This is a genomic window from Sinorhizobium mexicanum, from assembly GCF_013488225.1.
In the GTDB taxonomy this organism is placed as follows: Bacteria; Pseudomonadota; Alphaproteobacteria; order Rhizobiales; family Rhizobiaceae; genus Sinorhizobium; species Sinorhizobium mexicanum.
On record NZ_CP041241.1, the window covers coordinates 1,772,733 to 1,786,438 of the forward strand.

Here is a 13,706-nt window from a genome sequence, read left to right on the forward strand (position 1 = left end):
ATCTGCGACCATGATGGTCCCTCCTCGAGTGGACGTTCCGGGGCGTTATGGCCGTCGGACGCAACGGAAGCCGATATGGGTCGTCGCCGAGTTCTCTTCCTGTGCATGGCGCGCCGCCGGCCGGTAGCGCCGGCAATAGTTGGGCGCACAGAGATGCGATCCGCCCTTGACCACCCGCCTGGCGATACGGATCTGCGGTTGCGTCGGGTCGAAGCTTTCTTCGGCGCTGCCTCCGCGCGGATTGGCGGGAATGCAGCAGGCCCTTTGCGCCGGTGCCGGATGAGCAGATGACCAGTAGTCATTCGTCCATTCCCAGACGTTGCCGATCATGTCGTAAAGCCCGTAGCCGTTCGGCGGAAAGCTGCCGACCGGCGACGTTCGCTCGAAGCCATCAGGCTTGAGATTTTCGATCGGAAACACGCCGTGCCAGGTGTTGGCCATGAACCGGCCGTCCGGAACAAGTTCATCACCCCAGGCGAATTCCGCGCTTTCGAGGCCGCCCTTGGCGGCGAACTCCCATTCGGCCTCGGTCGGCAGATCCTTGCCCGCCCAGGCCGCATAGGCCTTGGCGTCGGCATAGGCGATCTGGAGGACCGGGTGGTCGAGCTTTCCGCGCAGATTGCTCAGGCCCCCATAGGGCCGGCGCCAGTTCGCGCCGAACTTGAAATTCCACCATTGCGCGGGGTCACGGCTTGTTATCCGCTTTGGCGGATCGAAAACGACCGATCCGGCTTTCATCATATGCGCCGGTGCGCCCGGATAGTCCTTTGGATCGGACGGGCTTTCGGCGAGCGTCACATAGCCGGTCGCCGCGACGAACTCCGCGAACTGCCGGTTGGTAACCGGCGCGACGTCGATCCAGAACCCGTCCACTTTCGCTGGATGCGCGGGCGCTTCCTCAGGATAGTGACGGTCCGATCCCATGACGAAGGTACCGCCTTCGATCCAGACCTGTTCGCGGGCGGAGATCGCCATCGGCGATTCATCGCCCGCCGATCGATCGAGCGGAATGTTCATGTGTCACCTCATCGACCTTGCGGTAGATAATCCGATCTCGCCAACCTACTCTAGGCGCGATCGCCGGCGCTCCAAGTACTTTACGGTTACGAAGGTCACGAGCGACTGAGCAAACGCCCAAAATTGAACCTTCCCCCGGCCTTCGTTACTGTTACGTTCTTCCGATCCGTTCCCGGCTCGCTAAGCTCTATGATAATGAAAGCAAAACCGGTCGCAATTGGACGAAGGGGCATAGTCTGATGGGTGCGCGCGACGATATCGAGCAGCTCGGCAAGCGGATCGGCGCGGCGATCGTCGGCCAGCAGGGCATGATCGAACGCCTGCTGCTCGGCCTCATCAGCAACGGCCACCTGCTCGTCGAAGGACTGCCGGGTCTTGCCAAGACACGCGCCATCAAGAGCATGGCCAAGAACCTCGACGCGAGGCTGTCGCGCATCCAGTTCACACCCGACCTTTTGCCGGCCGACATCACCGGCTCCGAAATCTATTTCACCGAAGGCGGGAAAGGCGAGTTCCGCTTCCAGGAGGGGCCGGTCTTCGCCAACCTGGTGCTTGCCGACGAGGTGAATCGCGCGCCGGCGAAGGTGCAGTCGGCGCTGCTCGAGGCGATGGAGGAGCGTCAGGTCACCGTCGGCGGCAAGAGCCACGGCCTTCCCGATCTCTTCCTGGTGATGGCGACCCAGAACCCGATCGAGCAGGAGGGGACCTATCCCCTCCCCGAAGCGCAACTCGACCGCTTTCTGATGCATGTGCAGGTCGACTATCCGGACGCGAAGTCGGAAGCCGACATCATGCGGCTCGTGCGTTCCGAGGAGACCCCGACGAGGGCCAACGGCCACGCGACTGAGAAGCTGGCACAGGACGCCGTCTTCGCCGCCCGCGAAGAGATTTCCGCCGTCACCGTGTCGGGGGCGATCGAAAACTACATCGTCGCCCTGGTGATGGCGACGCGCTATCCGGACAAGCTCGACAACGAGCTTGGCAAATGGATCCAGGTCGGCGTCAGCCCGCGCGGCGTCATCGGCCTCGACAAGGTGTCACGCGCGCATGCCTGGCTGAAGGGACGCGACTTCGTTACGCCGGACGATGTGCAGGCCACCGTCCACGACGTCTTCCGGCACCGCCTCGTGCTTTCCTACGAGGCGCATGCCGGCGGCATTTCCGCCAACCAGGTCATCGACAGGATCGTTGAGCAGGTGGCGGTGGCCTAGCGCATCGGCCCGAAAATCGGAATCGATTTTCGGAAAGCTCGATGCGTAGATTCAAAGACTTACAGCGTCCTTTGTGCGTCCTGATGGACGCACGGCGCTGTAGACCGGGATGAGGAAAAGTGTGTGCGGTTTTCGGCGCATCCCGCTCTGACTTAACGTGATCCAGGATGGAGACTTGCGATGGGCATATCCATACCGGCCTTTGCCCGATCGAAAGGCATCACGCGGACGCGCAGCGAAGCGGGTTCGGGCGTCTATACCTCTGTCGAAGAACTCATCGGACTGGAAGCGACAGCCTGCGATCTGGCGTTCCTGCGCAAGGCACCTGTCCGCCGCCTGCTCGCCGGGCGCCATGAATCGCGCATGCGCGGGCGCGGTCTCTCTTTCGAGGAGTTGCGCGACTATCTGCCCGGCGACGACATCCGCATGATCGACTGGCGTGTGACGGCGCGCACCGGCAGGCCAGCCGTCCGTGTCTACGACGAGGAGAAAGACCGGCCGGCGCTGATCGTCGTAGACCAGCGAATGAACATGTTTTTCGGCAGTCGCCGCGCGATGAAATCCGTGGCGGCGGCACAGACCGCGGCGCTTTGCGCCTGGCGCGTCATGGCGCTCGGCGACCGCGTCGGTGGCTTCGTGTTCGGCGACGAAGCGGTCGACGAGGTCCGCCCGCATCGGAGCCGCGAGACTGTCATCCGCTTTGCGAACGCGATCGCCAGGCACAACACGTCGCTTCACGCTGCGTCCGAAACTGCCCGGGGAGCGGACCAGCTCGATCTCGTGCTTTCGACCGTCGCCGCCATTGCCAAGCACGATCACCTTATCATCGTGATCAGCGACTTCGACGGCTATGGCCTCGACACGCGCGAGACGCTGCTCAATCTGTCGATGCACAACGATGTCGTCGTCATTCTGATCTACGATCCGTTCCTGCTCGAACTGCCGCGCCAGGGAGACCTCGTCGTCAGCGGGGGCGCGCTTCAGGCAGAGCTGCAGCTCGGGCGCGGAAACGTGCGCGAAGCGATCGACAGCTTCGCCCGCAAGCGCGGTCGGGCGCTCCGCGCCTGGCAGCGGGAAATGGGCCTGCCGATGCTGCCGCTCTCGGCCGCCGAGGAAGTCGCGCCGCAGCTCCGCCGTCTTCTGGGCCAGCTCGGGTGGCGGCAAAGGAGGCGGTAGCGATGGAACCGGCCGCCCCCGCTACAACCGATCCTGCCCTGGCAGCAACGTTGCGGGACTTGGCGGATGTCGCGCTGCCGGCGCCGGTCTCGATGCTGCCGCAGACATGGGGTTGGGCGGTGCTTGGCGCCATCATTCTCGCGGCTGTCGCCGCGGCGTTATGGCTGTGGCTGCGCCGTCGCGCCACCAATCGCTATCGCCGCGAGGCGCTTTCCGAGCTTGCCGGGATCGAACAGTATCTTGCTGACCCAGCGACGCGCGGCATGGCGCTTGCCCAGCTGCCTCCGCTTTTGAAACGCGTGGCGCTCGCCGCCTGGCCGCGCGAAACCGTCGCGGATCTGAATGGACCGCTCTGGGTCGGTTTTCTCGCGGCGCGCTCGGGCGGAGCGCGCCTTTCGCCCGAATTCACCCGATTCTTCGAGGAGGCGGAGTATCGCGGCGAGGACGCGTTGGGGCTGACCGATGAGAAGAGGGCGAGAGCCTACGCGGCCGCGGCCCGGCAATGGATCGAGGGCCACGATGTACGTGCTTGACCATCCCTGGCTGCTTTTTCTTCTAGCGCTGCCGTTCCTCGTCTGGTGGCTTCTCCCGCCCTATCGTGAGCACACGCCGGCCGTCCGCATCCCCTTTTTCAAGGATATCACCGATGCGGCTGGTGTCGGCGCGACGGAAGGTTCGGTGGTGCCGCGATCCAATCTCGGGCAGAAGCTTATCGCACCGGTTTGCTGGGGGTTGATCGTGCTGGCGCTGGCACGCCCGCAATTCATCGAACCGCCGATCGAGAAGACCGAGCCGCAGCGCGATCTGATGCTTGCCATCGACCTCTCCCAGTCGATGGACACGCGCGATTTCCGCGATCCCGACGGAAACCTTGAGGCCCGTGTCGATGCGGTTCACAAGGTGGTCGCCGACTTCATCGGCCGCAGGCCGAGCGATCGCCTTGGCCTCATCGCCTTTGGCGATGCCCCCTATCCGCTCGTGCCCTTCACGCTCGATCATCAGACAGTAAGGGCGATACTCGCCGATTCGCTGCCCGGGATGGCCGGCCCCCGCACGGCGCTCGGCGACGCCATCGGCCTCGCCATCAAGATGTTCGACCGGAGCGAAGCGCCCGACAAGGTTCTCATCCTCTTGACCGATGGCAACGACACCGCCAGCAAGATGCCGCCGGACAAGGCGGCCGACATCGCCGGCGAGCGCCGCATCACCATCCATGCGGTCGGAATCGGCGATCCCAATGCGGAGGGAGAGCAGAAGCTAGACACCGGCGTGCTCCAGCAAATCGCGACGAAGACGGGCGGCCACTACTTCTTCGGACAGGATCAGGTCGGGCTCGAAACCATATACGGGCTGCTGGACCAACTGACGCCGGCAAACCAGAAGACGCTTTCCTGGCGGCCGCGCATCGAACTGTTCTACTATCCGCTGGGCGCGTCACTCCTCATCGTCGTCGCCTATCACGCCATCATGTGGCTGCTTTCGTCGAGAGGTGCAACGCGCCGGGAAAGCGAGGTCGGCAGATGATCGCGGACTTCCATTTCCTCAGACCCTGGTGGCTTCTCGCCCTGCTTGCGGCGCCGCTCCTCGTCCGGCTGATCGGCCGCCGCACCGATATCCGCTCGCGCTGGGAAGGCATGATTGCGCCGCACCTGCTCGGCCACCTGTTGATCGACCGCGGCGGCTCGCATCGCTTTCGCCCCGTACACCTGACCGCCGCGCTGATCGCCGTTGCAGCAATTGCGGCGGCCGGCCCGACCTGGGAGCGCGAACGCCCGCCTTTCCTCGAGGATACCGCGCCGCTTGCCATCGCCATCGATCTTACCGCAACGATGAACGCGACGGATGTGTCGCCGACCCGGCTTGAACGCGCCAAGCTGAAAGTGCGGGACATTCTCGACCTCAGAAAGGGCGCGCGCACGGCGCTCTTCGCCTATGCGGGTTCGGCTCACATGGTGCTGCCTTTGACCGACGACGCCGCGCTTGTCAGAACCTACCTTGCTGCGCTTTCCCCAGGCATCATGCCCGTTGACGGCAAGGATACGGCGAAGGCGCTTCAAGCCGTCGAAGTCGGCCTCGCCAACGAAGCCGTTCCGGGCACCATCCTCTTTTTGACCGACGGCGTTGAACGCAAGGCGTTTCCCGCTTTCGAGCAATACAAGGGCCGCAACGATCTGATGGTGCTCGGGATCGGCACGGCGGAAGGCGGGCCGGTCAAGATCGCCGACGGCGGCTACCTCACCGATGCGTCCGGCGCGCGCGTCCACGCGCGCCTCGATATCGATGCACTCAAGGCGCTGCAGAACGGCTCGAAAGCCCAGGTTGCGACGGTAACGCTCGACGACAGCGATGTCCGCTGGATCGCCCGGCGCATTCAGTCTGCCTTCGCACAGAAAGTGGTGGAAGGACACACCCGCTGGCGCGACGCCGGCTGGTGGCTGACGATCCCGATCGCCCTTTTCGCAGCGCTCTGGTTCCGGCGCGGCTGGACGGTACGCTGGGCCGGCTTCCTGCTCGTCGCAGGCATGGCGCTTGCCGGCGGCAAGGCGGAAGCCGCCGACTTCAGCGACCTGTGGTTCACGCGGGACCAACAGGGCCGCCGCGCCTTCGAACGCGGAGACTTCCAGGATGCTGCTGCGCACTTCGCCGATCCTGCTTGGCGCGGCATCGCGCTCTATCGCGCCGGGCGCTTCCAGGATGCGATCGACGCCTTTGCGCAGGAGGACACGGCCGAAAGCTATTACAATCAGGGCAATGCGCTGATGCATCTCGACAAGCCGAAAGAGGCTGTCGTTGCCTATGGGCAGGCCCTGAAGCTGCGCCCCGATTGGCCGGAGGCTAAGGCAAATCTGGCACTCGCCGAAAAGCGGAACAAGGCAAAGGAGAAGCAGGAAGAGGAGGAGCAGCAGGAACAGGGCGCTGACCTTCCTCCCGATCAGGTCCAGATCGACGAAAAGGGCGAGAAAGGCAAGGAAGGCACCGTTCAGGCTGGAGAGCAGACCGCTGACATGTGGATGCGCAACATCCAGGTGTCGCCAGCCGATCTGCTTGCTCGAAAGTTCGCGATCGAGGCCAGGGAGGACGTGCCATGATCCGGCCGGTGACAGGCTTCTTCGCTTTAGCGCTCGTCCTGCTCGCCTACTGGCTGGTGCCCGCGAGTCTTGCCTCCGCCGCCGATCCCTTCGCCCGCGCGACGCTTGCGACGAAAGGTACGCTCTATACCGGCCAGGAAGTTCATATCGACGTCGATGTCTTCGTTCCGAACTACTTCATGACCCCGCCGCGATTTCCCCTGTTCGATCTTTCCGGCGCCGTGGTTACGATCCCTGACGGAAGCGGCGTAAACCTCAACGAAACCGTGAACGGCGAGAGCGTTTCGGGCATCCGCAAGAGCTATGTCGTGACGCCTCAGACCGCCGGCGACTACACCTTGCCGCCGGCCGAAATTCCCTTCGGTTATGCCGCCGTGCCAGGCCGGCTCACCGAAGGCAAGGTCACGCTCCCGCCGCTCAAGTTTACCGTCGAGGCCGCGCCTGGCACCGCCGAAGGAGGGGCCGGCGTGACCGCCGTGAAGGTCACGGTCGACCAGGCGCTCGACCGTGATGCGAGCGGCCTGCATGCGGGCGATGCGCTGGTGAGAACGATCACCGTCCGCGCCGAGGGGCTCGATGCCATGATGATTCCGGAACCGAACTTCGGATCGCCGGCGGGCGCTCGGGTCTATGTCCAGGACCCGGCGCTTTCGGAGGAACGAACGCCCCGGGGCGAGCCCGTGGCCGGTGTTCGCAAGGACGCCGCAACCTATGTCTTCGCGCAAGCCGGATCCTATCGGCTCCCGGCGATCGACATCGAGTGGTTCGATCCTCAGACGAGAAACATCGAGCAGGCGGAAGCGCCGATGGTCGCGGTGACCGTCGCCGCCGCGCCGCCGGTCGACACGGGGCTTGGCCCGCCGGCACCGGTGCCGCAGAAGCCCCCGTTCGATTGGCGCTTGTGGGCAGGCGTCGGCGCCGCGGCGGTTGTTGCCGCCGCAATCATCTGGCTCGCCGCGCGCCTGCTCAGCCGCGCGGAGTCCTGGGGCGAGGCCTGGCATCGCCGCCGGCTCGACTCGGAACCGGAATATTTCCGCCACATCGAACAGACTTGCCGGGACCACGATCTCACACGCCTCAGCCAAACGCTCGACGCCTGGTCACGAAAGTCCGGCAACATCCCGCTTTCACGCTGGCTCGACCGCTTCGCGGATGCGGCGACGCAGCGCCTCTTCGCCGAACACCAAAGGGCACTCTACGGCAAGCCGTCCGGCGATCGGACGAGGATTGATTTCGGGGCGCTGCGAAGCGGGCTGAGGACCGCCCGCCGGAACTGGTTGCGCTCCGGCCCGAGCGCGACCGTTAGACCCGCGGCGCTGCCTCCGCTGAACCCGGACTTCGCCTGACCCGAAAACCCTCGCCATTGCAGAGCTAGACACGTCGTGACGGTCTTCGTAACCGTTACGTACTTACCGCCGCAGGCGTTCGCGCGCACATTTCCCCGGCCAATACTGAAACTGCGTTTGTCCTTCGGGCGAACCACGTTGGTCTCAGGGGAGACACGTAATGACAATCAATTTGAAGACTATGCGCAGCCTGCTGGCCGCTCCCGCAGCCACGGCACTAAAGCCGAAAGCGCTCGCGCTTGCCGGGACGGTGCTGGCGTCGACGATTTCGATGTCGGTGGCCCCCGCCCTCGCGCAGGACGCCGCGAAGCCAAATATTCTCGTCATCTTCGGCGACGACATCGGTCAGACGAACATCAGCGCCTACTCGTTCGGCGTCACGGGTTACAAGACACCGAACATCGACCGCATCGCCAGGGAAGGCATGATGTTCACGGATTACTACGCGGAGAACAGCTGCACGGCCGGGCGCTCGACCTTCATTACCGGTCAGACGGTGCTCAGGACCGGCATGTCGAAGGTCGGCGTGCCGGGCGCACCCGTCGGCATCCAGGACCGCGACATCACCATTGCCCAGGCGCTCAAACCGCTGGGTTATGCGACCGGTCAGTTCGGCAAGAACCATCTGGGCGACCAGGACCGCTTCCTGCCGACCGCCCATGGCTTCGACGAGTTCTTCGGCAACCTCTACCACCTCAACGCCGAGGAGGAGCCAGAGAGGCCCTATTGGCCGAAGGACGATCCGACCTTCCTTAAAAGCTATTCGCCACGCGGCGTCCTGCATTCTTTCGCCGACGGCAAAGTCCAGGACACCGGTGCACTCAACACGAAGCGCATGGAAACCATCGACGATGAGACGACGTCCGCCGCGATGGAGTACATCAAGAAGCAGGTGCAGGAGAAAAAGCCCTTCTTCACCTGGATGAACACGACGCGCATGCACCTCTTCACCCATGTGCGGCCGGAATATCAGGGCCAGAGCGGCATGCCGGGCAACGACTATGCCGACGGCATGATCGAGCATGACAACGATGTCGGCAAGCTCCTGAACCTGCTTGACGAATTGAAGATCGCCGACAACACGATCGTGGTCTACACGACCGACAACGGCCCCAACCAGTTCTCCTGGCCGGATGCGGCGACGACGCCCTTCCGCAGCGAGAAAGATTCCAACTGGGAAGGCGCCTTCCGCGTGCCGGCGATGATCCGTTGGCCGGGCAAGATCAAGCCGGGCACCATCAGCAACGAGATGTTCTCGGGTCTCGACTGGTTCCCGACGCTGCTTGCCGCTGCCGGGGACACCTCCATCAAGGAGCGGCTGTTGAAGGGCGCTGACGTCGGCGGCAAAACCTTCAAGGTCCATCTCGACGGCTACAACCAACTCCCTTATCTGCTCGGTGAACAGCCAAAGAGCGCCCGCGGCGAGTTCTTCTACTTCAACGACGACGCCAAGCTTGTGGGCATGCGCTGGGATAACTGGAAGGCCGTGTTCTGCGAAATGCAAAAGCCCGGCGGCTTCGATGTTTGGCAGGAGCCGTTCACGTGCCTGCGCGTTCCAAAGATCTTCAACCTGCGCATGGATCCCTACGAGCGTGCCGACATCGTTTCGGATCAGTACAATGATTGGCGGACGAAAAATGCCTATCTCTTTGCCGACGCAACCATCAAGGCCGCTACCTTCCTCGAAACTTTCGTCGAGTATCCGCCGAGCCAGCGACCGGCCAGTTTCTCGATCGACCAGGTGGAGGCAGATGTTCACAAGAAGATCGATGAGATCATGAGCAAGGCACAGCCGGCTCAATAATCGAAGAGTACCGGCGCGCCGAACCATACGGGGCGCCGTCACTACAGCGCCGCGCGTCTATTCAGACGCGCGAAAGGATGCGGTAGCACTTCTTTGAATTGCGGCATGTCTTTATCCTTAAAACGGATACGACTTAAGGAAACATGCAGGAGTTCACGAACGGCCGGAGCGACGATGAAGAACATCCCCGCCGCGCAGGCGATCGATGCCACGACCCGGAAGCGAGAGGACGGCATTCGGGAGCGGGCACGCATGCAGGCTACGATCGTCGCCGGCTTGATGCTTTTTCTTTCCGGCGCCGCTGCTCTGATCTTCCAGGTGCTGTGGATCAAGGAGCTTTCGCTCGTCACCGGCATCGACGTCTATGCCGTCAGCACCGGTGTCAGCGCCTTCTTCCTCGGCCTGGCGCTCGGCAGCTTCCTCATCGGTCGACTCGGCGACCGCGTAGCGCGGCCGCTCATCCTCTATGCGTTGCTCGAAGCGGGCGTGGCGCTTCTCGGGCTTGTGGTTACCTTCGCCCTTGCGCGTGTCGCACCTCTTTTCGTCTTCCTCGAAGATCGAAGCGCTCCCGTCGCCTGGCTGCTGCTGACGCTGCTCGTGGCGGCACCCGCGATGCTGATGGGCGGAACGCTGCCGGTGCTGCTGCGCGTGCTTGAGCCCGCCCGGGATGGCGTCGGCTCGAAGGGCGGTCGGCTTTATGCAGCCAATACGCTCGGGGCCATCGCAGGCTGTCTGGCGGTATCATTCCTTCTTGTTCCGGCCTTGGGTATCCGGGGCACCGCGGTGGCCGCAGCCAGTCTCAGCCTGTTCGCATCCGCGATCGCGCTCGTCAGCGGACGATTGTTCGGCGCGCCCGAGCGGTCCGCCGTCGGGGCCGCCAAATCCACTGGAGGCGGGTCTCGCCTGGCTCTTGTGCTTTATGGGGTGGCGGGCGGCATCGCTCTCGGTTATGAGGTTGCCTGGTCGCAGGCGATCGTGCAGTTCATCTCCACCCGCAGCTTCGCCTTTTCGGTCGTGCTCGCGACCTATCTCGCAGGCCTCGCCCTCGGCTCCGCTCTTTTCGCAAGCCGCACCGACCGGCTCACCGATCCGTGGGCCACCTTCGCTCTCCTGATCACCTCGGCCGGTGTTGTCGCACTCGCGGAACTTGCCGTTCTCGGCCCCTGGCTCGTTGTCTGGCAGGCGGCGCCGGAAGGGGCGGTCGCAGGCCTGACGGGCAGTATCTTCGCCGGCATGTGCGCCCGCTTCCTGGTCGCTGCCGTCACGATCATATTCGTGCCGACCCTGCTGCTTGGAGCCGCCTTTCCCGTCGCCCTGCGGCTTGCGGTCGACCCGGCGCATGTCGGGCGCGACACGGGCCGAGTGATCGCCGTCAACACGCTCGGCGGCATCGTCGGCACCATCGGAACCGGTTTCCTGCTGATCCCCAATCTTGGTATCATCCGCAGCTTCTCGGTCCTGGCACTCCTCGCGGCGGCAATCGGCGTCGTGGCCATCTGGCGCGGACGCCCGCCTGCAGCGGTGGGCCCGCGCGCAGCGGCCGTCGCGCTCGGCGCGATCGCGCTCATCACAGCCGCTACCGTGCCGTCGGACCGGCTGGCGACGCTGCTGACGACCGCGCGGGGCTCGATCGTCTCCTATGAGGAAGGCCTCGGCGCCACCATCGCGGTAATCGAACAGGGGCAGCCGGAAAAGCGGTTCCGCCGCCTCTACATCCAGGGCGTTTCCAACACCGGCGACGCCATGCCGTCGCTCCGTTACATGCGGCTGCAGGCACTCCTCCCCTTGATCATCCACCAGGGCGAACCGAAGTCGGCGCTCGTCATCGGCCTCGGCACCGGGATCACTGCCGGATCGCTGCTTTCCTACCCGGGCCTGGAACGGCGTGTGGCCGCCGAACTCCTGCCCTCGGTGGTGCGCGCCGCGAGCCTCTTCACGGGCAACAACGATGCGGCAAACGACAGCCGGCTGGACATCCGCCTGCGCGATGGCCGGCGCGAACTCTTGAGCAGTCAGGAATCCTACGATCTCATCACGCTCGAGCCGCCGCCACCTTCGGCCGCCGGCGTCGTCAATCTCTACTCCTCGGATTTCTACCGGCTGGCGCGGGCGCGCCTCGCGTCAAATGGCATCGTTGCACAATGGCTGCCGCTGGCGACGCAGAATGATGAGGATACGCGCGCGCTGGTGCGCAGCTTCCTCGACGCCTTTCCGCATGCTTCGCTCTGGTCGACCGAACTTCACGAGATGCTGCTTGTGGGTACGGTCGAACCCCAGAAGCTCGACGCGGCACGAATCTCTGCGCGCATGGAGCAACCCCCAGTCGCTGCTGCACTACGCGAAGTCGGTATTGCGGGACCGGCCGATCTCCTTGCCACCTGGATAACCGACCGCGCGGGCCTCGAGCGCTATGCGGCGACCGCCCTGCCGGTGACAGATGACCGGCCACGGATCGAATATGCCGCCTGGGTCCGCCCGGACGAATTGCAACGCACGCTTCCCGCACTCATCGAACTCAGAACCGCGCCGCCCGTTCTCGGCGCCGATTCGTCACTCGCCGAAGCGATCATGGAATCGCAAAACCGCTTGCTGCTTTTTTATCAGGCGTCGCTCAACGCCTATTCCGGCTATCGCGCGGAGTGGGCACGCGACATGGAACTGTTGCTGCGCGTCGACCCGAACAACCCGTACTACCTTTGGTTCGTCGCAGGGTCGAGGTAACGAGTCTCCTGGACAGTCTGGCACAGTCCCTTTCCGGCATGCTCTCCTCTAAAGCAGCCCTGAAACGACGTCGATTGACGTGGTCGGGGCGCTCTCATACGCTGATCGTGCGGTTCTGCTACATCTCTTCTCGGGAGGAGACCATGAAGGGGAACGCCATCGCCGTCATCGGTGCCGGCATGATCGGTGCCGCGCACGCATTCGGCTACCGAACGAACCTGCCGCGTTTCAAGGACCGCATCGCCGGCCTTCGGCTTGCTACGGCCTGCGATGGCAACGAGGCGCTCGCCGGCCGCCTCGCCGCGACCTGGGGCTTCGAGAAGACGGCAACCGACCTCAACGCGGTTATTGCCGATCCCGAAATCGGCATCGTCAGTGTCTGCCTGCCGAATGCGCTGCATGCGGAGGTGACGCTCGCGGCGATTGCCGCGGGAAAGCACGTTCTCTGCGAGAAGCCGCTCGCCCTCAATGCCGAGGAGGCGTTGCGCATCCATCGCGCCGCGATCGCGTCGCCGGCCGTCTCCGCAACGGTCTTCAACTACCGGCGCATTCCGGCCGTTGCGGCGATACGAGACATCATCGCGGCCGGGGGAATCGGCGATCTCGTCAACCTTCTCGTCCAGTACGAAAGCGAATATGCCGCCGATCCCGACCTGCCGCACAGCTGGCGGTACGAGAAGAGCCGCGCCGGTGCCGGTGCCTTGCTCGACGTCGGGACTCATGCCATCGACACGGCCCGCTTTCTCTGTGGAGAAGTCTCCGAGATCGCCGGCGCCATCGGCACGATTTCCGTCAAGGAGCGCTTTCTGCCGGCAGCCGCCGGCATCGGCCACGACAAGGTTGCCCTCAGCCGCGAAAGCAGAGCCGTCGACAACGACGATGTGATGTCCGCCCTGCTTCGGTTCGACAACGGCTGCCAGGGCATGTTTCTTGCCAGCCGGGTGGCGGTCGGCGCGGGCAATACGCTTTCCTTTTCGGTCACCGGCACGAGGGGTGCCCTGCGTTACAATTCCCGCACGCCGGCCCATTACGAAATCGCGCGCTTCGACGGCAGCGGACAATCGCCCTTTGCGCTGGTCGCGAATAATCCCGCCCTTCCCTATGCGGAATTGCTGCCCGTTCCCCATGACGGCGTGGCGATCGGCTATGCGGAGGTATTCGGGTTCATGATCCACGAATTTCTCGAAGCGATCGCCGCAAACCGTCCCATGCAGAACGGATCGACGCTCGACGGCCTGCGCGCCGCGCAGATCCTCGACGCCATCCAATTCGCCGCGAATTCCGGCACGCCGGCGAAGGTTTCGCACGCCGATTGACGGCGATCGCGTCGGCGGGAGGAACA

At 64.2% G+C, this 13,706-nt stretch carries 10 protein-coding genes; 9 read left to right on the top strand and 1 reads right to left on the bottom strand.

What is annotated here, in order from left to right; translation table 11 throughout:
- Window positions 1–45: 45 nt before the first annotated feature.
- Window positions 46–975, bottom strand: a complete 930-nt coding sequence (locus FKV68_RS32185) for a formylglycine-generating enzyme family protein (protein WP_180943995.1) — start codon at window positions 973–975, stop codon at window positions 46–48.
- Between the two features lie 281 nt (window positions 976–1,256).
- Here FKV68_RS32185 and FKV68_RS32190 point away from each other — a divergent pair, with 281 nt between their 5' ends.
- From FKV68_RS32190 to FKV68_RS32230, 9 genes are all read left to right on the top strand, one after another.
- Window positions 1,257–2,228: an AAA family ATPase gene (locus FKV68_RS32190; RefSeq protein ID WP_180942944.1), complete on the top strand. Its 972-nt coding sequence runs from the start codon at window positions 1,257–1,259 to the stop codon at window positions 2,226–2,228.
- A gap of 180 nt (window positions 2,229–2,408) precedes the next feature.
- Complete coding sequence (locus FKV68_RS32195) at window positions 2,409–3,404, top strand: DUF58 domain-containing protein (protein WP_180942945.1); 996 nt, start codon at window positions 2,409–2,411, stop codon at window positions 3,402–3,404.
- A gap of 2 nt (window positions 3,405–3,406) precedes the next feature.
- Window positions 3,407–3,937 carry a DUF4381 domain-containing protein gene (locus FKV68_RS32200; protein WP_180942946.1) on the top strand — a complete coding sequence of 177 codons (531 nt, stop codon included), beginning with the start codon at window positions 3,407–3,409 and terminating at the stop codon, window positions 3,935–3,937.
- Entirely contained in the window at window positions 3,924–4,928 is a 1,005-nt protein-coding gene (locus tag FKV68_RS32205; protein WP_180942947.1) for a vWA domain-containing protein, read from the top strand. Before FKV68_RS32200 ends, FKV68_RS32205 begins: the two co-directional genes overlap by 14 nt.
- Window positions 4,925–6,493 carry a VWA domain-containing protein gene (locus FKV68_RS32210; RefSeq protein ID WP_180942948.1) on the top strand — a complete coding sequence of 523 codons (1,569 nt, stop codon included), beginning with the start codon at window positions 4,925–4,927 and terminating at the stop codon, window positions 6,491–6,493. The genes FKV68_RS32205 and FKV68_RS32210 overlap by 4 nt, the downstream gene beginning before the upstream one ends.
- Window positions 6,490–7,839, top strand: a complete 1,350-nt coding sequence (locus FKV68_RS32215) for a BatD family protein (protein ID WP_180942949.1) — start codon at window positions 6,490–6,492, stop codon at window positions 7,837–7,839. The genes FKV68_RS32210 and FKV68_RS32215 overlap by 4 nt, the downstream gene beginning before the upstream one ends.
- A gap of 271 nt (window positions 7,840–8,110) precedes the next feature.
- On the top strand, window positions 8,111–9,643 hold the full coding sequence (locus FKV68_RS32220) for an arylsulfatase (protein WP_245181839.1): 1,533 nt from the start codon (window positions 8,111–8,113) through the stop codon (window positions 9,641–9,643).
- Between the two features lie 174 nt (window positions 9,644–9,817).
- A complete protein-coding gene (locus FKV68_RS32225; RefSeq protein ID WP_245181814.1) occupies window positions 9,818–12,364 on the top strand; it encodes a fused MFS/spermidine synthase in 2,547 nt (848 codons plus the stop codon).
- A gap of 143 nt (window positions 12,365–12,507) precedes the next feature.
- Complete coding sequence (locus FKV68_RS32230; RefSeq protein WP_180942950.1) at window positions 12,508–13,680, top strand: Gfo/Idh/MocA family protein; 1,173 nt, start codon at window positions 12,508–12,510, stop codon at window positions 13,678–13,680.
- The last annotated feature ends 26 nt before the right edge of the window (window positions 13,681–13,706 follow it).

What these genes read in the sequence shown, in the direction of transcription:
- FKV68_RS32185 (WP_180943995.1), bottom strand. Translation starts at nt 975, where the DNA reads ATGGCGATCTCCGCCCGCGAACAGGTCTGGATCGAAGGCGGTACCTTC.
- FKV68_RS32190 (WP_180942944.1), top strand. Translation starts at nt 1,257, where the DNA reads ATGGGTGCGCGCGACGATATCGAGCAGCTCGGCAAGCGGATCGGCGCG.
- FKV68_RS32195 (WP_180942945.1), top strand. Translation starts at nt 2,409, where the DNA reads ATGGGCATATCCATACCGGCCTTTGCCCGATCGAAAGGCATCACGCGG.
- FKV68_RS32200 (WP_180942946.1), top strand. Translation starts at nt 3,407, where the DNA reads ATGGAACCGGCCGCCCCCGCTACAACCGATCCTGCCCTGGCAGCAACG.
- FKV68_RS32205 (WP_180942947.1), top strand. Translation starts at nt 3,924, where the DNA reads ATGTACGTGCTTGACCATCCCTGGCTGCTTTTTCTTCTAGCGCTGCCG.
- FKV68_RS32210 (WP_180942948.1), top strand. Translation starts at nt 4,925, where the DNA reads ATGATCGCGGACTTCCATTTCCTCAGACCCTGGTGGCTTCTCGCCCTG.
- FKV68_RS32215 (WP_180942949.1), top strand. Translation starts at nt 6,490, where the DNA reads ATGATCCGGCCGGTGACAGGCTTCTTCGCTTTAGCGCTCGTCCTGCTC.
- FKV68_RS32220 (WP_245181839.1), top strand. Translation starts at nt 8,111, where the DNA reads ATGTCGGTGGCCCCCGCCCTCGCGCAGGACGCCGCGAAGCCAAATATT.
- FKV68_RS32225 (WP_245181814.1), top strand. Translation starts at nt 9,818, where the DNA reads ATGAAGAACATCCCCGCCGCGCAGGCGATCGATGCCACGACCCGGAAG.
- FKV68_RS32230 (WP_180942950.1), top strand. Translation starts at nt 12,508, where the DNA reads ATGAAGGGGAACGCCATCGCCGTCATCGGTGCCGGCATGATCGGTGCC.